The sequence below is a fragment of the Pseudomonas sp. NPDC087336 genome, from assembly GCF_044744285.1.
In the GTDB taxonomy this organism is placed as follows: Bacteria; Pseudomonadota; Gammaproteobacteria; order Pseudomonadales; family Pseudomonadaceae; genus Aquipseudomonas.
Genome location: NZ_JBIUYA010000028.1, coordinates 32,381 through 54,398, shown reverse-complemented (window position 1 = coordinate 54,398; position 22,018 = coordinate 32,381). Strand labels below are relative to the sequence as shown.

18 protein-coding genes and 1 riboswitch are annotated in these 22,018 nt (G+C 61.3%); of the genes, 14 read left to right on the top strand and 4 right to left on the bottom strand.

The genetic code is table 11. The annotated features are described in order from the left end of the window. Positions 1 to 35: 35 nt before the first annotated feature. Together ACIO0C_RS24175 and waaA are read left to right on the top strand one after the other, a co-directional pair. Positions 36 to 950: a LysR family transcriptional regulator gene (locus ACIO0C_RS24175; protein WP_180203994.1), complete on the top strand. Its 915-nt coding sequence runs from the start codon at positions 36 to 38 to the stop codon at positions 948 to 950. Further along, positions 943 to 2,220 carry a lipid IV(A) 3-deoxy-D-manno-octulosonic acid transferase gene (waaA, locus tag ACIO0C_RS24170; RefSeq protein ID WP_401315757.1) on the top strand — a complete coding sequence of 426 codons (1,278 nt, stop codon included), beginning with the start codon at positions 943 to 945 and terminating at the stop codon, positions 2,218 to 2,220. The genes ACIO0C_RS24175 and waaA overlap by 8 nt, the downstream gene beginning before the upstream one ends. Before the next feature lie 133 nt (positions 2,221 to 2,353). Here the strand turns inward: waaA and ACIO0C_RS24165 are convergent, their stop codons facing one another. Further along, a complete protein-coding gene (locus ACIO0C_RS24165; RefSeq protein ID WP_401315756.1) occupies positions 2,354 to 3,787 on the bottom strand; it encodes a TolC family outer membrane protein in 1,434 nt (477 codons plus the stop codon). 205 nt (positions 3,788 to 3,992) lie between these two features. Then, a riboswitch (TPP riboswitch) is annotated at positions 3,993 to 4,098 on the top strand. A gap of 163 nt (positions 4,099 to 4,261) precedes the next feature. On the opposite strand from ACIO0C_RS24165, the gene thiC reads away from it, so the two are divergent. Together thiC and cytX are read left to right on the top strand one after the other, a co-directional pair. Continuing rightward, the gene (gene thiC / locus ACIO0C_RS24160; protein ID WP_401315755.1) at positions 4,262 to 6,151 is read left to right on the top strand and encodes a phosphomethylpyrimidine synthase ThiC; all 1,890 of its coding nucleotides are present in this window, start codon (positions 4,262 to 4,264) and stop codon (positions 6,149 to 6,151) included. 77 nt (positions 6,152 to 6,228) lie between these two features. Then, entirely contained in the window at positions 6,229 to 7,521 is a 1,293-nt protein-coding gene (gene cytX, locus ACIO0C_RS24155) for a putative hydroxymethylpyrimidine transporter CytX (protein ID WP_401315753.1), read from the top strand. Here cytX and ACIO0C_RS24150 read toward each other — a convergent pair. Beyond that, on the bottom strand, positions 7,490 to 8,236 hold the full coding sequence (locus tag ACIO0C_RS24150; protein WP_401315751.1) for an RsiV family protein: 747 nt from the start codon (positions 8,234 to 8,236) through the stop codon (positions 7,490 to 7,492). The genes cytX and ACIO0C_RS24150 overlap by 32 nt on opposite strands. A 207-nt stretch (positions 8,237 to 8,443) precedes the next feature. Here ACIO0C_RS24150 and ACIO0C_RS24145 point away from each other — a divergent pair, with 207 nt between their 5' ends. From ACIO0C_RS24145 to ACIO0C_RS24105, 9 genes are all read left to right on the top strand, one after another. Next, a complete protein-coding gene (locus tag ACIO0C_RS24145; RefSeq protein ID WP_401315750.1) occupies positions 8,444 to 9,061 on the top strand; it encodes an NUDIX domain-containing protein in 618 nt (205 codons plus the stop codon). Next, complete coding sequence (locus tag ACIO0C_RS24140) at positions 9,052 to 9,504, top strand: DUF1249 domain-containing protein (protein ID WP_008063540.1); 453 nt, start codon at positions 9,052 to 9,054, stop codon at positions 9,502 to 9,504. Before ACIO0C_RS24145 ends, ACIO0C_RS24140 begins: the two co-directional genes overlap by 10 nt. A 98-nt stretch (positions 9,505 to 9,602) precedes the next feature. Then, positions 9,603 to 10,418, top strand: coding sequence for a 3',5'-cyclic-AMP phosphodiesterase (cpdA, locus tag ACIO0C_RS24135; RefSeq protein ID WP_401315748.1), 816 nt, complete (start codon positions 9,603 to 9,605; stop codon positions 10,416 to 10,418). Between the two features lie 171 nt (positions 10,419 to 10,589). After that, the gene (locus ACIO0C_RS24130; RefSeq protein WP_401315747.1) at positions 10,590 to 11,198 is read left to right on the top strand and encodes a YqiA/YcfP family alpha/beta fold hydrolase; all 609 of its coding nucleotides are present in this window, start codon (positions 10,590 to 10,592) and stop codon (positions 11,196 to 11,198) included. Positions 11,199 to 11,241: 43 nt separating this feature from the next. Continuing rightward, positions 11,242 to 13,149, top strand: a complete 1,908-nt coding sequence (gene parE, locus ACIO0C_RS24125; RefSeq protein WP_008063544.1) for a DNA topoisomerase IV subunit B — start codon at positions 11,242 to 11,244, stop codon at positions 13,147 to 13,149. Continuing rightward, positions 13,149 to 14,138, top strand: a complete 990-nt coding sequence (locus tag ACIO0C_RS24120; RefSeq protein ID WP_401315745.1) for an esterase-like activity of phytase family protein — start codon at positions 13,149 to 13,151, stop codon at positions 14,136 to 14,138. The genes parE and ACIO0C_RS24120 overlap by 1 nt, the downstream gene beginning before the upstream one ends. Continuing rightward, on the top strand, positions 14,135 to 14,659 hold the full coding sequence (locus ACIO0C_RS24115; protein WP_401315744.1) for a TIGR02281 family clan AA aspartic protease: 525 nt from the start codon (positions 14,135 to 14,137) through the stop codon (positions 14,657 to 14,659). The genes ACIO0C_RS24120 and ACIO0C_RS24115 overlap by 4 nt, the downstream gene beginning before the upstream one ends. 7 nt (positions 14,660 to 14,666) lie before the next feature. Next, positions 14,667 to 16,934, top strand: coding sequence for a DNA topoisomerase IV subunit A (gene parC / locus ACIO0C_RS24110; protein WP_401315743.1), 2,268 nt, complete (start codon positions 14,667 to 14,669; stop codon positions 16,932 to 16,934). A 176-nt stretch (positions 16,935 to 17,110) separates the two neighbouring features. Next, complete coding sequence (locus ACIO0C_RS24105) at positions 17,111 to 17,824, top strand: membrane integrity-associated transporter subunit PqiC (protein ID WP_401315741.1); 714 nt, start codon at positions 17,111 to 17,113, stop codon at positions 17,822 to 17,824. 364 nt (positions 17,825 to 18,188) lie between these two features. Here the strand turns inward: ACIO0C_RS24105 and ACIO0C_RS24100 are convergent, their stop codons facing one another. Continuing rightward, the gene (locus ACIO0C_RS24100) at positions 18,189 to 19,709 is read right to left on the bottom strand and encodes an AhpA/YtjB family protein (protein WP_401315739.1); all 1,521 of its coding nucleotides are present in this window, start codon (positions 19,707 to 19,709) and stop codon (positions 18,189 to 18,191) included. 135 nt (positions 19,710 to 19,844) lie between these two features. On the opposite strand from ACIO0C_RS24100, the gene serB reads away from it, so the two are divergent. After that, a complete protein-coding gene (gene serB, locus ACIO0C_RS24095) occupies positions 19,845 to 21,059 on the top strand; it encodes a phosphoserine phosphatase SerB (RefSeq protein ID WP_401315737.1) in 1,215 nt (404 codons plus the stop codon). A gap of 98 nt (positions 21,060 to 21,157) precedes the next feature. Here serB and asd read toward each other — a convergent pair whose 3' ends face one another. Then, the gene (gene asd, locus ACIO0C_RS24090) at positions 21,158 to 22,018 is read right to left on the bottom strand and encodes an archaetidylserine decarboxylase (RefSeq protein ID WP_401315735.1); all 861 of its coding nucleotides are present in this window, start codon (positions 22,016 to 22,018) and stop codon (positions 21,158 to 21,160) included.

Here is a 22,018-nt window from a genome sequence, read left to right as displayed (position 1 = left end):
GTCATTACCTATCTGTTCTGAAGATGGGTTGGTCTATGCAATGGAATCTTGAGCAACTGCGTTTATTCGTCGGTGTGGCGGAGCAACGTTCGTTTTCTGCCGTGGCACGGGACCAGCGCAAAGCCCAGTCGGCGATCAGCAGTGCGATTGCGCTGCTGGAGGAAGATCTGGGCGTGAGCCTGTTCGACCGCAGCAGTGGCCGCCAGCCCAAGCTCACCGAGGCTGGCAATGCCTTGCTCGAAGAAGCGCGCGAAGTGCTGCGCCAATGCGAGCGCCTCAATGGCCGGGCGCTGGCGATGATGCGCGGCCAGGAAGCTCGCTTGCGCCTGGCGCAGGACGAGGCCATGCCGTACCAGCCGGTCATCGAAAGCTTTGAAGCTTTGGCGGAAAAGTTTCCCAGCCTCGAAGTGCAACTGACCAGCGCCGCGCAAGGCGATGTGGCGCGCAAACTGGTGGAGCGTCGGGCCGATCTGGGTTTGTTGTTTTATCACGATCAAATTCCTGAAGCCCTTGAGCGCAGGGTGCTGGGCAGCGTTGAGATGGTTACCGTGTGTGGCGTCGGGCATCCATTGGCGGCAAAGGCTGAAGTGAACTACCAGGAACTGGCGCAGCATCGCCAGCTGCTGATGTCCACGCAGTCCAGCATCTACCCCGGTAGCGAACCGGCCAGCCCGCAGGTCTGGCGGGCCGACAGTTTTTACGTGATGGCTGAATGGCTGGTGCGCGGCCTCGGCTGGGCCTGGCTGCCGCGTCACGTGGTGCAGTACTCGGCGTATCAGGGCTTGATGGTCGAATTGGCCAGCGAATGGACCCCGCCGGCCCTGGTGGTTGAGCTGGTGTGGCGTCGCGATGAGCCACTCGGGCCGGCCGCTCGCTGGTTGGCGGAGCGTTTTGCCGTGCATTTGCAGGCGATCGGTGAAAAAACCGATAAACTCCGCCGCCATGAATAGAACTCTCTATACCGCGCTGTTTTACCTGGGGCTGCCATTGGTGGCGATTCGGCTATGGCTACGCTCGCGCAAGGCACCGGCCTATGCCAAGCGCATCGGCGAGCGTTTCTCCTACGGGATGCCGACGATGAAGCCCGGTGGCATCTGGGTACACGCGGTGTCTGTGGGCGAAAGCATTGCCGCCGCGCCGATGATTCGGGCTTTGCTGCAGCGTTATCCGACACTTGCGATCACAGTGACGTGCATGACGCCGACCGGCTCGGAGCGCATCCAGGCGTTGTTCGCCAACGAGCCGCGCATCCAGCACTGCTATTTGCCCTACGACTTGCCGTGCGCCGCCAGGCGTTTTCTTGATCGGGTCCAGCCGAAACTGGCGGTGATCATGGAAACCGAGCTGTGGCCCAACCATATCCATCAATGCGCCAGGCGCGGGATTCCCGTGGCCTTGGCCAATGCACGACTGTCCGAACGTTCGGCCAGGGGCTATGGCCGCTTCGGCAAGCTGACCGGGCCGATGCTCGCCGAGATGAGCCTGTTCGCGGTGCAGACCGAATCCGAGGCCCGGCGTTTTCGTGAGTTGGGTGCGCGGGCGCAAACCGTCGAAGTCACCGGCTCGATCAAGTTCGATCTGACCATCGACCCGCAACTGTTGCAGCGTGCCGCGGAGTTACGCGGGCAGTGGCAGGCACAGGAGCGCCCGGTGTGGATCGCCGCCAGTACCCATGATGGCGAAGACGAGGTGGTACTGGCGGCCCATCGTCAGTTGCTGGCGAGCCATCCCGATGCCTTGCTGATTCTGGTGCCGCGCCATCCCGAGCGGTTCAATCCGGTGTTCGAATTGTGCCGCCAGCAGGGTTTTGCGACGGTGCGGCGCTCCAGCGCAGAGGCGGTCACCGCCGGCACATCGGTGCTGTTGGGCGACACCATGGGCGAACTGTTGTTTCTCTATGCCTTGGCTGACAGCGCGTTCGTCGGCGGCAGCCTGGTGCCCAATGGCGGGCATAACCTGCTTGAGCCGGCGGCCTTGGCCAAGCCGGTGCTCAGTGGCCCGCACCTGTTCAACTTCCTTGAAATCGCCGCGCAGTTGCGCAGCGCCGGGGCGTTGCAGGAGGTTGAGGATGCACAAGGGCTGGCGGTGGCGGTGCAGCGGCTGTTCGAGTTGCCGCGCGATGCGCAGCGCATGGCCGAGGCGGGCTTGAAGGTGATGCGCACCAATCAGGGAGCGTTGCAGCGGTTGCTCGATGGGCTAGGTCGGTTGATCGATCGGTAAGAACATGCAGCGTACAAAGGTCCCGTAGGAGCGAGGCTTGCCCGCGAAGAACGATGACGCAATTGTCTATGGTACCGAGTCATCGTTCTTCGCCGGCAAGTCGGACCGCCGCACCGCTGGCTCCTACAGGTACTCAGGGTCGGGCCTTGAGCTGTTCAGCCGCAGCCTTCGCCAGGTCCGGTGGCAGGAAGTCCTTGTCCGGGTTGTAGTTGGGGTTGAGCCAGCGTGCCAGTTCCTGCAGATCCCCCGGGTTCAGCGTGCCGGCCTGCTGCTTCAAACGCAGGTTGTCGAGGATGTAGTCGTAGCGGGTGTTGTTGTAGTCGCGTACCGAGGTGTAGAGCGAGCGCTGCGCATCCAGCACGTCGACGATGTTGCGCGTACCCACCTGATAGCCGATTTCGGTTGCTTCCACCGCGCTCTGGTTGGAGATGATCGACTGCTTGCGCGCCTGGACCTGCTCGACGTCAGTATTCACCGCGCGGTGCAGGTCCCGGGTGTTTTCCACGATAGAGCGACGCAGGGATTCACGTTGTTGCTCGGTCTGGTCCAGTTGCGCATAAGACTGGCGCACCTGGGAGTTGATCAGGCCGCCGCTGTAGATCGGGATGTTCAGTTGCAGGCCCACAGTCGTTTGCTCGACGTTACCGCCGTACGCCTGGGGAAAGCCGTTCGGGTTGCTGAAGCCCAGCGCATCGTTGTCGCCTTTTTCGTATTGCGCCACGGCGTCGAGGGTCGGTGCATGGCCGGCCTTGCGCTGCTTGAGGGTTTGCTCGGCGGCGCTGACGGCGTAGTTGCTGGCCAACAGGTTGAGGTTCTGCCTGGCCGCCGTTTCGACCCAGGCCTTGGCGTCGTTCGGCGCGGGCGGCAGGATCGGCAGGTTGTGGCTGATGCCCTGGATCGACTTGTACTGACGGTTGGTCAGGGTGATCAGGGCTTCGAAGGCATCGTCCACCTGGCGCTGGGCAACGATGCGGTTGGCGCGTGCCGTGTCGTAGCTGGCTTGCGAGTTCAGCACGTCGGTCTTGTCTGAGAGGCCGACATCGAAGCGTTCGTTGGACTGGTCGAGTTGTCGCTTGAAGGCGGCTTCCTCGGCCTTGGTCGAGGCCAGGTTGTCCTGGCTGCGCAGTACGTTGAAGTAACTGTCGGCGGTTTGCAGGATCAAGTTTTGCTGGGTTGCGGAGAGTTGCAGGGCGGCCTGTTCGTTGACGTCCTTGGCGGCCTGGAACTGGAACCAGCGATCGGCACGAAACAGTGGCTGCGCCAAGGTCGCCTGGTACGAATGGGCATTGCGGTTGGTCGTGGCCGAAGGCTGGTCGATCGCGGTGCGCACGCTGGAAACATTGGCGCCGCCCGACAGGTTGGGCAGCAACCCGGCGCGGGCCTGGGGCACGACTTCCTTCTGGGCGCCATATTGGGCGATGGCGGCAGCGAGGTCGGCGTTGTTGTTGACCGCCTCCTGATAGACGCTGACCAGATCGGTCCTGGTCGATAAGGGCGCTTCTGCTGCCCAGGCCATTCCATTGGACGCACAAGACACGGCAACGGCCAGTGAGAGTTTGCGCAGCATAGGCGATCCCTAGTAAAAATATTACACAAGTAATTTGAGCACCAAGGCTAAGGCGCTGCCTGTGCAACGTCAATGCGCAGCTTGGCGTAGCGAGTGTAGTTGTGCATTCGAGCGGCAACAATCCTGGCGATCGCGCTAATTGCGCCATTCATCATGGTGTTTGCAGCGGTGTTGGCGTTCTGTGTCAGTTGTGTCTAGACTGGCCGGGTTCTTGTCGGGGTGCCTTGCTATGAGGCTGAGATCGAATAATTTCGGATCCCGTTGAACCTGATCAGGTTAGCGCCTGCGTAGGGAACAAGATTTCTCGTCACCCGGCGAGTCCTCTTGTGCTTCGTCCGGGATGTTGTTCGACAATCGAACACCCCTCGAGCACTGAGCACAGCACAGCTGGTTTTCCAGCGCCCGTGCGTCCATTCGTTTACAGGTTCGCTCCGACAAAATTCCACTGCCTGGATGCTGTCTGGAGAGCCCGTGATGACTACAAAAGCAAAAATCGCCACCAACCTGAGTGACTCGGCCAAGGTCGATCAACAATCGGTGCAGCCGTTTACCCGCTCGCAAAAAATTTATGTCCAGGGCACTCGCCCGGACATCCTCGTGCCGATGCGCGAAATCAGTCTGGACGTGACGCCGACCGACTTCGGCGGCGAAGTCAATGCGCCGGTGGTGGTGTACGACACCTCGGGCCCATACACCGACCCCAACGTGATCATCGACGTGCGCAAAGGCCTGGCCGACGTGCGCTCGCCGTGGATCGAATCCCGCGGTGACACCGAACGCCTGAGCGGCCTGAGCTCCAACTTCGGCCAGGAACGCCTGGCAGATCCGGAACTGACCAAGCTGCGTTTCGCCCACGTGAACAATCCGCGCCGCGCCAAGCCGGGCGCCAACGTCAGCCAGATGCACTACGCGCGCCAGGGCATCATCACTGCCGAGATGGAATACGTCGCCATCCGCGAAAACATGAAGCTGGAAGTGGCCCGCGCCGCCGGCCTGCTGGATCAGCAACACGCCGGCCACAGCTTTGGTGCCAGCGTGCCGAAAATCATCACCCCAGAGTTTGTCCGGGACGAGATTGCCCGCGGTCGCGCGATCATTCCGGCCAACATCAACCACACCGAACTGGAACCGATGATCATCGGCCGTAACTTCCTGGTGAAGATCAACGGCAACATCGGCAACAGCGCCCTGGGTTCGTCCATCGAAGAAGAAGTGGCGAAACTGACCTGGGGCATTCGCTGGGGTTCGGACACGGTCATGGACCTGTCCACCGGCAAGCACATCCACGAAACCCGCGAGTGGATCATCCGCAATTCGCCGGTGCCGATCGGCACCGTGCCGATCTACCAGGCCCTGGAAAAAGTCGGCGGCGTGGCCGAGGACCTGACCTGGGAGCTGTTCCGCGACACGCTGATCGAGCAGGCCGAGCAGGGCGTCGACTACTTCACCATCCACGCTGGCGTGCTGTTGCGCTACGTGCCGATGACCGCCAAGCGCGTGACCGGCATCGTTTCCCGTGGCGGTTCGATCATGGCCAAGTGGTGCCTGGCGCACCACAAAGAGAACTTCCTCTACACCCATTTCGAAGATATCTGCGAAATCATGAAGGCCTACGACGTCAGCTTCTCGCTGGGTGATGGCTTGCGTCCTGGTTCGATTGCCGACGCCAACGACGAAGCGCAGTTCGGCGAGCTGGAAACCCTCGGCGAGCTGACCAAGATCGCCTGGAAGCACGACGTGCAGTGCATGATCGAAGGGCCGGGCCACGTACCGATGCAGTTGATCAAGGAGAACATGGACAAGCAGCTCGAGTGCTGCGACGAGGCGCCGTTCTACACCCTCGGCCCACTGACCACCGACATCGCGCCGGGCTACGACCACATCACCTCCGGTATCGGTGCGGCGATGATCGGTTGGTTCGGTTGCGCCATGCTCTGCTACGTGACGCCGAAAGAGCACTTGGGTCTGCCGAACAAGGATGACGTGAAGACCGGCATCATCACCTACAAGATCGCTGCGCACGCCGCCGATCTGGCCAAGGGGCATCCAGGCGCGCAGATCCGCGACAATGCCCTGAGCAAGGCGCGCTTCGAATTCCGTTGGGAAGACCAGTTCAACCTGGGCCTTGATCCGGACACCGCTCGTTCGTATCACGATGAGACGTTGCCGAAGGATTCGGCCAAGGTCGCGCACTTCTGCTCCATGTGCGGGCCGAAATTCTGCTCGATGAAAATCACCCAGGAAGTCCGTGAGTATGCGGCCAACCAACGGATCGAAGCGGTGGACGTGGACATCGCCCAAGGCATGGCCGAACAGGCCGAGCGCTTCAAGCAGGAAGGCAGTCAGCTTTACCAGAAAGTTTGATCTGACCATCTCGTACTGATCGTTCCCACGCAGAGCGTGGGAGCGATCACAACAAATGTCCCTCTGAGATAACACCCTTGAGCATTCAACCCAGTACTTACTCTCCCGACATCGCGGTGCCGATCGACAAACGAGTCTTTGGCGGTCGCGACCTGTTTTCCCTGTGGTTTTCTCTCGGCATAGGCCTGATGGTCTTGCAGACCGGTGCTCTGCTCGCGCCCGGCCTGGGCCTGTCCGGCTCGTTACTGGCGATTTTCCTCGGCACCCTGGTCGGCGTTCTGCTGCTGGCGGCCGTCGGCGTGATCGGCAGCGACACCGGCCTGTCGTCGATGGCCGCACTCAAGCTCAGCCTCGGCAACCGTGGCGCGAGCCTGCCGGCCGTGCTGAACCTGCTGCAATTGATCGGGTGGGGTTCGTTCGAGATCATCGTCATGCGCGATGCCGCCAGTCTGTTGGGCGCAAAGGCCTTCAGCGATGGCAGCGCGCTATCCAACCCGGTGCTGTGGACGCTGTTCTTCGGCGCGCTGGCGACCCTGTTGGCCGTGAGCGGTCCGTTGACCTTCGTGCGCCAGATCCTGCGCAAATGGGGCATCTGGCTGCTGCTGGCCGCATGCATCTGGCTGACCTGGAACCTGTTCGCCAAGGCCGACCTGGCTGCCTTGTGGGCCCAGGCCGGCGACGGCTCGATGCCGTTTGCCGTAGGTTTTGACATTGCCATCGCCATGCCGCTGTCGTGGCTGCCGCTGATCGCCGACTACTCACGGTTCGGCAAGCGTGCGAAGAATGTGTTTGGCGGTACCGCCGTGGGCTTCTTTATCGGTAACTTCTGGCTGATGAGCCTGGGCGTGGCATACACCCTGGCGTTCGCGCCGAGCGGTGAAGTCAATGCCTTGCTGTTGGCGCTGGCCGGTGCCGGCCTGGGGATTCCGCTACTTTTGATTCTTCTGGATGAGTCGGAAAACGCCTTTGCCGACATTCACTCGGCAGCGGTTTCCAGCGGGATTCTGTTGCGCCTGAAAGTCGAACACTTGGCCTTGGCCATCGGCGTGGTCTGCACCCTGATCGCCTTGTTGGCGCCCCTGGCCCAATACCAGAACTTCCTGCTGCTGATCGGTTCGGTGTTCGCGCCGCTGTTCGGCGTGGTGCTGGTGGACCACTTCATCCTGCGCAAGCGCAGTGGCCAGGTCGCCGCAGCTGCACTGCGCTGGCCGGCGCTGCTCGCCTGGTTGGGCGGGGTCAGCACCTATCATCTGCTGGCCAATCTGTACCCGGATATTGGCGCAACCCTGCCGGCGCTGATCCTCGCAGGGCTGCTGCAGCTGGTGCTGGGCCGGGCCTTCAGTTACGGCCGGGAAACAGCTCGGGCTTGATGATGCCGTTGAGGCGGGGGTAGGGGATCTTCAGTTCGACATGGCCCAGCGCGTAAGGCGCGATGCTGCTGGTTTCGTACTTGAGGATCACCCCGCCGTAGGTCAGCGCCACGTTCTGGGTTTTCTGGAACGGCCAGCTCTTGACGAACTCCGGTTCCTGATCGAGCTTGGTGCTGATCAGCCAGCTGTTGTGCGCCACCTGCGCCGCTTTCCAGAACGCCTCTTCCTGCCCCGGCACCAGCATGTCCGACAGCGTCAGCACTTTCTGCTGTTGACGCGAATAGTTGATGAAACCTCGACCCGGCGTGCCATGGGCGCCGCCGGTGTCCAGGTAACTTGATAACTCGATGATCACCAGGCCGTCATGCTGCTCGCGTACCTTGGCTTGCAGGTAGCTGCTATTGCGCGGGCCGGCGGTGCGCAAAAACTGTTCGCGATAGGCCGCCAGGGTCGGCGCTACCGGGGCGTCGGGCGAGGTGCGGGTCATTTGCAGCAGGCGTTTTTCGATGATGTCGTCAAGCGCAGGCTCGGCGGGGAAGTGCAGGGTGTCGATGTTCACCAGCGGGCAATCCTGGTCGCTGCAGCCTGGCTTGAGCTGCTCGGTGGCGTCGCGGGTGGTTTCCAGCGGCGCGCGATAGTTGGGCTGGAACAGGCTCTGGCAAGCGCCCAGGGTCAGGGCGAGAGCGGCCACGGAGGCAATTTTAAAAAGTGACATGGGTGTCCTTCATAAAACAGGGAAAGGCAAAAAGTTACCCGCTTCGACTATCAACGGAGCAGTCAGTTCGCCACTAAGCTAATTAGAGTGGGTTTCGCCCTCACCGTCTATCTCGATGAAGGTAAAGGGGCTGCATCAAACCTCACGGGCGCGTTAGGATGGCGCGAAGTCGAGGTTGGAGCCTCGGTGTTAGATACGAGGATAGTCATGACTGATTTTGCCAAAGCCATTCCGACCGCCGTGGATATCGTTCGGCGCGAAAAGTGCTTCGAGGGTTTCTACAAGCTCGATCGCGTGCACTTGCGTCACGAATTGTTCGCCGGTGGCATGAGCCGCGAAATCAGCCGTGAACTGTTCGTGCGCCACGATGCAGTGTGCGTGCTGCCCTACGACCCGCAGCGCGATGAAGTGGTGCTGATCGAACAGTTTCGCGTCGGCGCCCTGGGCAAGATCGACAATCCGTGGCTGATCGAACTGGTCGCTGGTCTGATCGACAAGGATGAACAACCGGAAGAAGTTGCTCACCGCGAAGCGCAGGAGGAAGCTGGGCTTGTGATCGGGGCGCTGTGGCCGATGACCCGATATTTTCCATCGCCGGGCGGCAGCGACGAATTCGTGCATTTGTACCTGGGACGTTGCGATAGTAGTGGGGTAGGCGGCCTGCATGGGCTGGAGGAAGAGGCTGAAGATATCCGCGTCACGGTGTGGGCTTTCGAAGATGCCCTGCAAGCCGTACGCGACGGACGTATTGCCAACGCGCCCAGCATCATTGCCTTGCAATGGCTGGCACTGAACCGCGTTGAAGTGAGGGGGCTATGGTCGTAAACAAACTGCGCGATCGCTATCGGGTGGACCTCGTGGGGCTGCAGGCGTCCTGTGAGGCGAACTACGCGCGCCTGATGCGACTGTTGCCGGACATGCGCAGCGAGCCGGCAGCGCGGCGCATTGCCGTGACCCACGGCGACCAGATGCTGGGCGTGCTGGCGCTGGAGGTGCTGCAGGTGTGTCCCTACACCACCACCCTGCAGGTGCGCCAGGAACACAGCCTGCCGTGGCTGCCGGTGCCGCAACTGGAAGTGCAGGTCTATCACGACGCGTGCATGGCTGAAGTGGTCAGCGCCGAACATGCGCGACGCTTTCGCGGCATCTATCCTTACCCGAATGCCTCGATGCACCAGCCCGACGAAAAGGCCCAGCTGAACATGTTCCTGGGTGAATGGCTGAGCCATTGCCTGGCGCTGGGGCATGAGTACGAAGTCGTCCGTTAGTTGTGAACTGCGTCAGGTTCACAGGTTTCCCCTTTCGATCGTCTCCCAGCATAATTGCGACTCTCACCCAATCCGTGTTCACGCCCTGGGAGAACACCTTGCCGAGCGTATCCACACTGACCAGCGCCGATCCGGCATTGCTGGTGCAACTCTCCGACAGTCATCTGTTTGCCGAGGCAGGCGGGACGCTGCTGGGCATGAATACCCGCGACAGCCTGCAAAAAGTCATTGAGTGGGTGCGTGTGCAGCAGCCGCGGATCGATTTGCTCCTGGCGACTGGCGACCTGTCCCAGGACGGTACGCTGGAGTCCTACCAGCAGTTTCGTGAGTTGACCCGGCAGCTCGACACGCCCGCCCGCTGGCTTCCCGGCAACCACGACGAACCGCAGATCATGGCCGAGGCCGCGGTGCAAAGTGCCTTGCTGGAGCCGGTGGTGGATATCGGCAACTGGCGGGTCACACTGCTCGATTCGGCAGTGCCCGGCTCGGTACCGGGGTATTTGCAGGACGAACAGCTGCAACTGTTGGCCCGTTCTTTGAGCGAAGCGCCAGAGCGGCATCATCTGGTGTGCCTGCACCATCATCCGGTGTCGATTGGCTGTGCGTGGATGGAACCAATCGGGTTGCGTAATCCCGAAGCGTTTTTTGAGGTTCTGGATCGTTTTCCACAGGTACGCGCCGTGCTGTGGGGGCATGTGCATCAGGAAATCGATCAATTACGTAACGGCGTGCGTCTGATCGCCTCGCCTTCGACCTGCATTCAGTTCGAACCGGGCAGCGAGGATTTCAAGGTCGGGGAGCAGGCGCCGGGGTATCGCTGGTTGCGGCTGTTGCCGGATGGGCGGCTGGAAACCGCTGTGGAGCGCGTCACTGGCTTTGATTTTCAGATCGATTACGGCTCCAACGGCTACTGACACGTCCCTCTGTAGGAGCTGGCTTGCCAGCGAAGGGGTCATCACATTCAACATTGATGTTAGCTGAAACACCGCCTTCGCTGGCAAGCCAGCTCCTACAGGGATCGCATTTCATCGGCACCCAAAGTCCCTGTAAACTCCGCCTCTTTACCCGATGCACAGGGAGTTCAAATGTCCGGCTCGATCCTTTATATCCACGGCTTCAACAGCGCGCCTGCGTCGAAAAAGGCCACCCAGTTGAGCGAAGTGATGGAGCGCCTGGGTTTGAGCGATCATCTGCTTGTGCCGGCCCTGCATCACCATCCCCGCGAGGCCATCGCTCAACTGGAGCAGGCGATTGAAGCGCTCGGACGGCCGCTGCTGGTCGGAAGCTCGCTCGGCGGCTACTATGCGACTCACTTGGCCGAGCGCCAAGGCTTGAAAGCCCTGTTGATCAACCCTGCCGTCAGCCCGCACCGGATGTTCGACGGGTTTCTGGGGACACAGAAAAACCTGTATACCGAACAGACCTGGGAAATGACCCTCGACCACGTGACGGCCCTCGCCGAGCTGGAAGTGCCGGCACCCCAGGATCCGCAGCGCTATCAGGTATGGTTGCAGACCGGTGACGAAACGCTGGACTATCGTCTTGCCCAGCAGTATTACCGGGCCTGTGCCTTGCGTATCCAGCCGGGTGGCGACCATGGGTACCAGGGTTTTGCCGAGCAGCTACCGGCGATGCTTAGTTTTGCCGGCATTGGCGCAGATTTGTATCAGGCGATTGATTTCACCGCGCTGTGAAACCTTGCCCCTATTTTCAATGAAAGACTGACGACGAGACCCCATGGCCACTCCCAGCGCTAGCTCTTATAACGCCGACGCCATCGAAGTCCTCTCGGGCCTCGACCCGGTGCGCAAACGCCCCGGCATGTACACCGACACCAGTCGGCCGAACCACCTCGCCCAGGAAGTCATCGACAACAGCGTCGACGAAGCCTTGGCCGGGCATGCCAAATCGGTGCAGGTCATCCTCCACGCCGACCACTCGCTGGAAGTCAGCGATGACGGCCGTGGCATGCCGGTAGACATTCACCCCGAAGAAGGCGTTTCGGGCGTCGAACTGATCCTCACCAAGCTTCACGCGGGCGGCAAGTTTTCCAATAAGAACTACCAATTCTCCGGCGGCTTGCACGGGGTGGGTATTTCGGTGGTCAACGCCTTGTCGACCGAAGTCCGGGTGCGTGTAAAGCGTGACGGCAACGAATACCAGATGACTTTTGCCGACGGTTACAAGAAAACCGAGCTGGAAATCGTCGGTACGGTTGGCAAGCGCAACACCGGGACCAGCGTGTTCTTCGCCCCGGATCCGAAATATTTCGATTCGCCGAAGTTCTCCATCAGCCGCCTCAAGCATGTGCTCAAGGCCAAGGCTGTACTGTGCCCTGGGCTGCTGGTCAGTTTTGAAGACAAGGCCACCGGCGAGAAAGTCGAATGGCATTATGAAGATGGCCTGCGTTCTTACCTGGTCGATGCCGTCAGCGAATTCGAGCGTCTGCCGGACGAGCCGTTCTGCGGCGCTTTTGCCGGTAACAAGGAAGCGGTCGACTGGGCGCTGCTGTGGCTGCCGGAAGGTGGCGACGCGGTGCAGGAAAGCTACGTCAACCTGATCCCGACGGCCCAGGGTGGCACCCACGTCAACGGCCTGCGCCAGGGCCTGCTCGACGCCATGCGCGAGTTCTGCGAATTTCGCAGCCTGCTGCCGCGTGGGGTGAAGCTGGCGCCGGAAGACGTCTGGGAGCGCATCGCTTTCGTGCTGTCGATGAAGATGCAGGAGCCGCAATTCTCTGGCCAGACCAAGGAGCGTCTGTCGTCCCGGGAAGCGGCGGCGTTCGTCTCCGGTGTGGTCAAGGATGCGTTCAGCCTGTGGCTCAATGCCAATCCGGAAACCGGCCTGGCGCTGGCCGAGCTGGCGATCAACAACGCCGGCCGTCGCCTGAAGGCCAGCAAGAAGGTCGAGCGCAAACGCATCACCCAGGGGCCGGCGTTGCCGGGCAAGCTCGCCGATTGCGCCGGGCAGGACCCGATGCGTTCCGAGCTGTTCCTGGTGGAAGGTGATTCTGCCGGCGGTTCGGCCAAGCAGGCACGGGACAAAGAGTTCCAGGCGATCCTGCCGTTGCGCGGCAAGATCCTCAACACCTGGGAAGTCGACGGCAGCGAAGTGCTGGCCAGCCAGGAAGTGCACAACATTGCCGTGGCCATCGGTGTCGATCCGGGCGCCGCGGACATGAGCCAGCTGCGCTACGGCAAGATCTGCATCCTCGCCGACGCCGACTCCGACGGCCTGCACATCGCAACCCTGCTCTGTGCGTTGTTCGTCCAGCATTTCCGCCCGTTGGTGGATGCCGGTCACGTCTACGTCGCGATGCCGCCGCTGTACCGCATCGACCTGGGCAAAGAGATCTACTACGCCCTGGATGAGGCTGAGCGCGACGGCATTCTCGATCGCCTGGTGGCCGAGAAGAAGCGCGGTAAGCCGCAGGTCACCCGATTCAAAGGCCTGGGTGAGATGAACCCGCCGCAGCTGCGCGAAACCACCATGGACCCCAACACCCGGCGCCTGGTGCAGTTGACCCTCGGTGAGGATTTCGCCGCGACCTCGGAAATGATGGACATGTTGCTGGCGAAAAAACGCGCCGGTGACCGCAAGAACTGGCTGGAGTCCAAGGGCAACCTGGCGGAGGTGCTGGGCTGATGCGGCTGGGCTTTGCCCTGGCGTGTGCGTTGCTGCTGACCTCGATGACGGTGTCTGCCAAGCCGACACCGCAGCTGCGTCTGTTGTCCGAACATGCCGTGGACGGCATGCGCGGTGGCAACCTGTCCGGGCTGGCCCAGTGCGGCAATGAGCTGTGGACGATCTCCGACCGAGACGACGAGCAGATCTACCGCCTCAAGATGGGTGACGGTGTCTGGCACGCGGAAACAGTCGGCATCGGCGTTCCGCCCGTGCCGGACAATGGCCTGCCCTGGGGTTTGCGTTCGCGGGCCTGGGTGTCGTCGTTCGTGCGCGGCGGTGACCTGGATTTCGAAGGGATTACCTGCGATAGCGCCGGAAATCGCTACGTGGTCAGCGAATCCCATGCGGCGGTGTTGCAAATTCCGTCAACCGGACCGGCCTCCTGGCTGAAAATTTCGCCGATCATGGTTCGCGAAGCGCGGGCCAGCGGTATGTTGCTGCGCTTCAATGCATTGTTCGAAGGCCTGGCGATCAATCCGCAGGGTGACCAGTTGTGGTTGTCTGCCGAGCGTGAGAGTCGCGGGTTGCTACGGGTCAAGCGCAAGCAGACCGTGTGGGACTGCGATGGCGGCTGTGTGCTGCTGAGCGAAGGGGGAATGGAAATGCAACCTGCACAATTTCCAAGCGCCAGAGCGATGCCCCGGGATTTTGCCGATCTGTCATGGTTCAACGGCAAGCTGTTTACCCTTGAGCGCAACGCGTTCGAGATTTGTCGCCGGGATGCGGTGACGGCCAAGGTCGAACGCTGCTGGTCTTTTGCCGATGAGGCGCTGCAGGAAAATCGTCGTTATCCCCAGGACTTTGCCCTGACCGAAGCATTGGTCGTGGACGCCGAGGGGGCCTGGATCGGTGTCGACAACAACACCGGTGCCCGTGCCGATGGCGAGGTACGTCCGATCGTCTGGCGCTTTGCAGCACCTGAAGGTGGCTGGAGTGCCAAGCCATGAGCCAGCAAGCGCCGGGCAAGCGCGCCGGTCGGCTCTTGATGGTCCTGGCCTGGTGCGCCGCGTTGTTCCTGGCGACGCGGTTCTTCGGCCAGTGGGAAGAGCGCCAGCAAAACCCGAATGTGGTCGTGAGCTCGGAGCGCGCAGAGGGTTATGTCGAAGTGAAACTGGTCAGCAACGGCCAGGGGCATTTCGTTGCCAGCGGCCATATCAATGGCCAGCCGGTGAATTTCATGCTCGATACCGGGGCGACCGATGTGGCGATCCCGGCGCAATTGGCGCAGCGGCTGAAACTGGAACAAGGCTTCGGGGTGACCCTGAGCACCGCCAACGGTCGCACCGAGGGTTATCGAACCCGCGTCGACCGCCTGCAACTGGGCGACATTGTGCTGCGTGATGTGCGCGCCCTCGTCGTGCCTGGCCTGGATGGCGATCAAGTGCTGCTCGGTATGAGCGCGCTGAACAAACTTGAATTTACCCAGCGCGGTGGCACCATGCTGCTGCGCCAGACAACGAACCGATGAGGCCCGCATGAGCGACTCCCTTGATCTCAGCCTGGACGGTGTAGAACGCCGATCACTGGCTGACTTCACCGAAAATGCCTACCTCAACTACTCCATGTACGTGATCATGGACCGTGCCTTGCCGCATATCGGCGACGGCCTGAAACCGGTACAGCGGCGTATCGTATACGCCATGAGCGAGCTGGGGCTAGACGCCGATTCCAAGCATAAGAAATCGGCGCGTACCGTCGGTGACGTGCTCGGCAAGTTCCATCCCCATGGCGACTCGGCCTGCTACGAGGCCATGGTGCTGATGGCCCAGCCGTTCAGCTACCGCTACACGCTGGTCGATGGCCAGGGTAACTGGGGTGCGCCGGACGATCCCAAGTCCTTCGCCGCCATGCGTTACACCGAAGCACGGCTGTCGCGTTATTCCGAAGTGCTGCTCAGCGAATTGGGCCAGGGCACGGCGGATTGGGGCCCGAACTTCGACGGCACACTCGACGAGCCGCTGGTGTTGCCGGCACGTTTGCCGAATATTCTGCTGAACGGCACCACCGGTATCGCCGTCGGCATGGCCACCGATGTGCCGCCGCACAACCTGCGCGAAGTCGCCAGCGCCTGCGTGCGTTTGCTCGATGAGCCCAAGGCCACGGTCGAACAGCTCTGCGAGCACATTCAAGGCCCGGATTATCCGACCGAAGCGGAAATCATCACGCCGCGCGCCGACCTGCTGAAAATCTACGAAACAGGTCGCGGTTCGGTGCGTATGCGCGCCGTTTATCACATCGAAGACGGCGACATCATCGTCACCGCGCTGCCGCATCAGGTTTCGGGTGCCAAGGTGCTGGAACAGATCGCGGCGATGATGCAGGCCAAGCCGTCGAAAGCTCCGCAAATCGCAGACTTGCGCGACGAGTCGGACCACGAGAACCCGTGCCGAATCGTGATTATTCCGGGCGCCCGGAAAAACTTTGACCACGATGCCTTGATGCAGCACCTGTTCGCCAGCACCGAACTGGAGTCGAGCTACCGGGTCAACATCAACATCATCGGGCTGGACGGCAAGCCGCAGCTGAAAAACCTGCGGGCGCTGCTGGTCGAGTGGCTGGAGTTCCGGGTGCAGACCGTGCGTCGTCGCCTGCAATTCCGCCTGGACAAGGTCGAGCGTCGCCTGCACCTGTTGGACGGTTTGTTGATCGCCTACCTCAACCTGGATGAAGTGATTCACATCATCCGCACCGAGGAGCAGCCCAAGGCCGCGCTGATCGAGCGTTTCGCCCTGAGTGAAATCCAGGCCGACTACATTCTCGATACGCGTTTGCGTCAATTGGCGCGCTTGGAAGAGATGAAGCTGCGTTCCGAGCAGGATGAACTGCTCAAGGAACAAGCCAAGCTGCAAGCGCTGCTGAGCAGCGAAGCCAAGTTGAAAAAACTGGTACGCAGCGAGCTGATCAAGGACGCCGAGACCTATGGCGACGACCGTCGCTCGCCAATCGTCGAGCGTGCTGAAGCGAAAGCGCTGACCGAGCACGATCTGCTGCCGAACGAAAAAGTTACCGTCGTGCTCTCGGAAAAAGGCTGGGTTCGCTCCGCCAAGGGTCATGACATCGACGCCACCGGGCTTTCGTACAAGGCCGGGGATGGTTTCAAGGCCTTGGCGGCAGGGCGTTCCAACCAGTTCGCGGTGTTTATCGATTCCACCGGTCGCAGCTACTCGGTCGCCGCGCACACCTTGCCATCGGCCCGTGGCCAGGGCGAACCGCTGACCGGCCGTCTGACGCCGCCGCCAGGGGCGAGCTTCGAATGCGTGCTGATGCCCGAAGACGATGCGCTGTACGTCATCGCCTCGGACGCCGGTTACGGTTTCGTGGTCAAGGGTGAAGACCTGCAGGCCAAGAACAAGGCGGGCAAGGCCCTGCTGAGCCTGCCGAACAACGCCAAGGTGATCCTGCCGCGCCCGGTGGCCGATCGTGAGCAGAACTGGCTGGCTTCGGTGACCACCGAAGGTCGCCTGCTGATCTTCAAGATCAGCGATCTGCCACAATTAGGTAAGGGCAAAGGCAACAAGATCATCGGGATTTCCGGTGAGCGCGTGGCCAGTCGCGAAGAGTATGTAACGGACATCGCCGTTGTGCCGGAGGGTGCCACTTTGGTGCTACAGGCCGGAAAACGTACCTTGTCACTGAAAGCAGACGACCTCGAACACTACAAAGGTGAGCGTGGGCGTCGTGGTAACAAACTGCCACGTGGCTTCCAGAGGGTGGATGCGCTGCTCGTCGAAAACCTCAATTAAGCGTCCTAGAGCGCTCGATCTACGATTTAACGCGTAGATCGACGCTTTGGCGCTGGAGTCGGAACGCATATTCACGGATGATATGGCCTTTCAAGCGCCGGCGTGGCCGAGCGTTCTTTATATTTATTGAGTATTTTCACTGTGATTAGCCTTGTGGCAATCACCTGGATGGGACGATGACTGCTCTGCGCCTTCCTTTTATTCTGATGCTCGCCGGCGTTCTTGGCCTGGCGGGTTGCAGCGTTCACCAGCCGGTGTCGCTGTATCAACTGGACAGTGGAAGTCCGGTTCAGCCTGCGCAAAGCGCCGGTATGGCGGTTTTGTTGGGCCCGGTAACCGTGGCGGACTACCTGCAGCGCGAAACCCTGCTGCAACGTCAGCCTGACGGCAGCCTGCAAGCCTCGGCCGATGGCCGTTGGGCTGGCAGCCTGTCTTCCGACATCGATCAGCTGTTGCTGCGTCAGGTGGCCGGTCACCTGGACAGCCAGCGTGTGGTGCTGGCGCCTGCGACAACCGGGTTCACTCCGGATGTCCAGGTGCTGTTGACCATCACGCGCCTGGATTCGGGTGCCTCGCAACCGGCGATCCTCGATGCGCAATGGCGTTTGATCGACCGTCGGGGCCAGGTGCGCGATAACCGCATCATCCACCTGCAGGAGCAGCACACCGGCAGCACCGCGGCTCAGGTTCAGGCACAGGGTGCGTTGCTGCAAAAGCTCGCTGAACAGCTGTCGGTGGCGCTCAAGCCGCTGGCCAACCAGCCGCCGATTGCCGAAGCCCCGAAAAAGCCGGCAGCCAAGCCTGTGGCACCTGCAGCGGAGCAGGAAAAACAGCCGAAGATCCCGATGGCTGCGCCAATCCGCACGGATATGGAAGTGTTTCGTTTCTAAGTCCGAATGGATTCAAAACAAGGCCCGCAGTGACGCGGGCCTTGTTGTTTCTGCAGGTTGGAGATTTCCAGTGCTGCTGATGGTCTCATCGCTGGCAAGCCAGCTCCCACAGGTTATCTGTTGAGCGCTGATTTTGTGCACGACATCAATCACTGTGGGAGCTGGCTTGCCAGCGATACTGATCGTTCCCACGCTCTGCGTGGGAATGCAGCCCGTGACGCTCTGCGTCACAACGGTGCCAGGGTTGGGGTGTGAGGTGTGAGGCTGGAACGCGGAGCGTCCCTTGAGGCATTCCCACGCAGAGCATGGGAACGATCAGCCCGCAGACGATTACTCGTGTGCGGGCTTCTTCATAACGAGGCTTTTAGGCCCGGCGTTCGTGCATCCGCGCCAGTTGTCGCTCCAGCATCGACGGATAAGGCTCCATCAGCCGCTCCACGCAGCAGGCGCCCTCAGGGCTGGCAATCGGGCGGATCCGTGCGCGCTGGCGGATCAGGGCATCATCACTGATCTTGCGCTCCACCAGCAGCAGGTTGCGGCTGTGTTGCGACAGGGCCAGGGCGTCCTGTGCGGCGTCGGTGAGCAACAGGTCGATCTGGCTCAGGCCGAACAGCTCGTCGCCCAAGGTCAGGCCAAGCTGCAATTGCAAGGTGATACCGCTGTCGGCGACTTCGATCTGCAATTGATGGCCCAGCGCCCGCAGCAGCTCGCCGCAGCAGATGGCGTTGGTCAGGTAATCGTCGCCGCTGTCTTCGTTGTGGAACAGCATCAGGGTGCTGCCATCGTTCAGGGTGTGCAGTTCGCTCTGGTAGAGCGAGGCCGCCTGGTCGAGGCAGTCGCGATAGCGTTTGAGCAATTCTTCCAGGCGCGTGCGGGGCAGGCGTCGCAGTTGTTCCTGTGAACCCAACTGTACGGCCAGCACGGCGCTGTGCTGCGGCATGCTGGAGGCCACGGGTTTGCCCAACGGTTTTGCCGTGCTGGCTGGCACATCATCGAGCAAATCGGCGAACGCCTCATCGTCATCATCTTCAACGGTGCTGACGACGCGTCGTGGCGCGGCTTTCATCGCGGCCATCGGGCGGCTTTCATCGAAACTCGGATCGCGCAGGTTACGCACTTCGAAGTCCGGTTCGGCATCGTCGTCATCGATGTCGTCGAATTCGGGTTCCGGGACGGGTTCCGGTTCGGCCGGTTCCGGCGCGAAGTCGGCGTGCAGCTGGCGCGCCAGGTCGCCGATCTCGTCGTTACGCTCGGTGGCCGGGGTGTATTCGTCGATGTTGCGCAGCCACAACCGCAATTGCAGCAGCGGCGTGGAGAGGTATCGACCCATGCGCAGGCTCAAGGCCAGGGACAGGGCCAGCAGGATCGCGCTCAAAATCCCCATGCTTTGCAGGCTGATGGTCATCGGCTGCTGGAACTGATCCATGTCCAGGCTGATACGCAGCTGACCGGCGGTCACGTCCTGGAAGGTGATCTTGCTCTGGTAGATGCCTTCCGCCTCGCCCAGCAGGCCGTGCTTGGGACGCTGGCCGGCCTCGGCAAGGATCCGGTTATCCATGCTGTAGATGGCGGCGTGGGCCACCAGCTTGTTCTTGGTCAGGTTGTTGAGCAGGACGTTGAGGCTGAGGATGTCGTTGGACACCAACAGCTCGGTGGCGGAGGAGGCCGTCTGCATGGTCAGGCTTTCACCCAGCGCATCCGCTTGCTCGTGCATGGCCTGCTTGAACTGCAAACCCATCACGCAGGCGTAGATCACCAGGGCCAGGGCGACCAGGATCACGTTATGGCTGGCAATGCGCAATGCAATCGGTACACGGCGGTGGCGCAGTGCACGGAAGATCAGCAGAAAGAAGTTATCGGTTTTTACTGGCGTGGGCCGGTTCACTTGAGCTCGGCTCTTTTGTCCGTGAAGTTGACGCGCAGTATAGCGACAGGCCCTAGACCGTCAAAGCGCTCACGGTGCCCGATGGTCACTGAATGTGGGTAGAATGCGGTTTTTTTCCACCTGCGGGGGTGCGCCTTGCGCGAAATCGTCCTGATAAACATCACGGGAGTCGACCGTCCGGGTCTGACTGCGGCCATTACCGGCGTTCTGGCCCAGGGTGGTGTGAACATTCTCGACATCGGTCAGGCGGTGATCCACGACACCCTGTCGTTCGGCATCCTGGTTGAAATTCCTGATACCGAACAAGGCAAGTCGGTGCTCAAGGACATCCTGTTCAAGGGCTATGAGCTTGATCAACAGGTGCGGTTCACACCGGTGTCCGAAGGGGATTACCAGCAGTGGGTTGGCAACCAGGGCAAAAAACGCCACATCGTGACCCTGCTGACTCGCAAGGTCACCGCCGGCCAATTGCAGGCCGTGAGCTCGATCACCGCCAAATATGGCCTGAACATCGACCACATCGATCGCCTGTCCGGGCGCATGCCTTTGGATACCCCGGCCGATAAAGGCAAGGGTTGCATTGAGTTCTCCGTACGTGGCGAGGCGGCTGATCCGCAGGCACTGCGGGCCGAATTCCTCAGTGTGGCGCAGGAACTGAACGTCGACATCGCCTTCCAGGAAGATTCGCTGTTCCGTCGTAACCGCCGCCTGGCGGTGTTCGACATGGACTCGACCCTGATCGAAGCCGAAGTCATCGATGAGCTGGCCAAGGCGGCAGGCGTGGGTGACAAGGTTTCGGAAATCACCGAGCGGGCGATGGCCGGTGAACTGGACTTCCGCGCCAGCTTCAAAGAGCGCCTGGCGTTGCTCAAAGGCCTGGACGTGGGCGTGCTGGACTCGATCGGAGCCTCGCTGCGCTTGACCGAAGGCGCTGAAACCCTGTTCGCCGAACTCAAGCGCCTGGGTTACAAGACCGCCATTCTGTCGGGTGGCTTCACCTACTTCGCCAAGCAGTTGCAGGCCAAGCTAGGCATTGACTACGTGTTCGCCAACGAGCTGCAAGTGGTCGACGGCAAGGTGACCGGCGTGGCGATCGAGCCAATTGTCGATGCGCAGCGCAAGGCTGATTTGCTCAAGGAACTGGCACACAAGGAAGGCTTGCGTCTGGAGCAGACCATTGCAGTCGGCGACGGAGCCAATGACTTGCCGATGCTGGCGATTGCCGGGTTGGGCGTGGCATTCCGCGCCAAGCCGCTGGTCAAACAGTCGGCCAAGCAGGCAATTTCCACCCTGGGGCTGGATGGTGTGCTGTATCTGCTGGGCTTCCGCGATCGCGACGGCCAGCTCTAACAGCACCACAAAACCATGTAGGAGCTGGCTTGCCAGCGAAGGGGCCCTCAAGGACTCCATCGCTGGCAAGCCAGCTCCTACAGGTTTGGGGAGCGCGATCAGGCCTTCGGCAGACCCATCCCCTGACCCATCCGCACCGGCGAACCCGCCACCAGTTCTTCAGCCCACTTCACCTGATCCGGCCCGAACAGCACGACAGCGGTCGAACCCAGTTTGAAGCGGCCCAGTTCCGCACCTTTTTCCAGATGGATCGGCGCGCGTGCGGCTTCGTCGTAGCGGAAGGTTTTCAGCTCGCGTTTGGGTGGCGTCACCAGCCCGGCCCACACGGTTTCGATCGAAGCTACGATCATCGCGCCCACCAGCACCACGGCCATCGGCCCGCGTTCGGTGTCGAAAATGCACGCCACGCGCTCGTTGCGGGCAAACAGTTCCGGAACGTTTTCAGCGGTGGTCTGGTTGACCGAGAACAGGCGGCCCGGGATGTAGACCATCTCGCGCAGGGTGCCGGCCAGTGGCATGTGCACGCGGTGGTAATCTTTCGGCGACAGATAAATAGTCGCAAAATCACCGCCCATGAACGGCGCGGCATTCGCCGCATCGCCACCCAGCAGTTCCAGCACGCTGAAGCTGTGGCCCTTGGCCTGGAAGACACGACCGTGCTCGATCGGACCGAGCTGGCTGACTGCGCCGTCCGCCGGGCTGAGGATTGAGCCAGGCGTTTCGTCCAGCGGGCGAGCGCCGTCTTTCAAGGCACGGGTGAAGAAAGCGTTGAAGTGCTCGTAGGCGGTCAGGTCTTCGACCACTGCCTCGGACATGTTCACCTGGTAACGCTTGGCGAACCAGGCGGTGAACGCATTCTTGAACCAGCGCACGCGGCATTCGGCGATGCAGCCGGCCAGTCGCGAGAGCAGGTTGTGGGGCAGCAGGTATTGGCTGACGATAAACAGACGCTTGTTCAT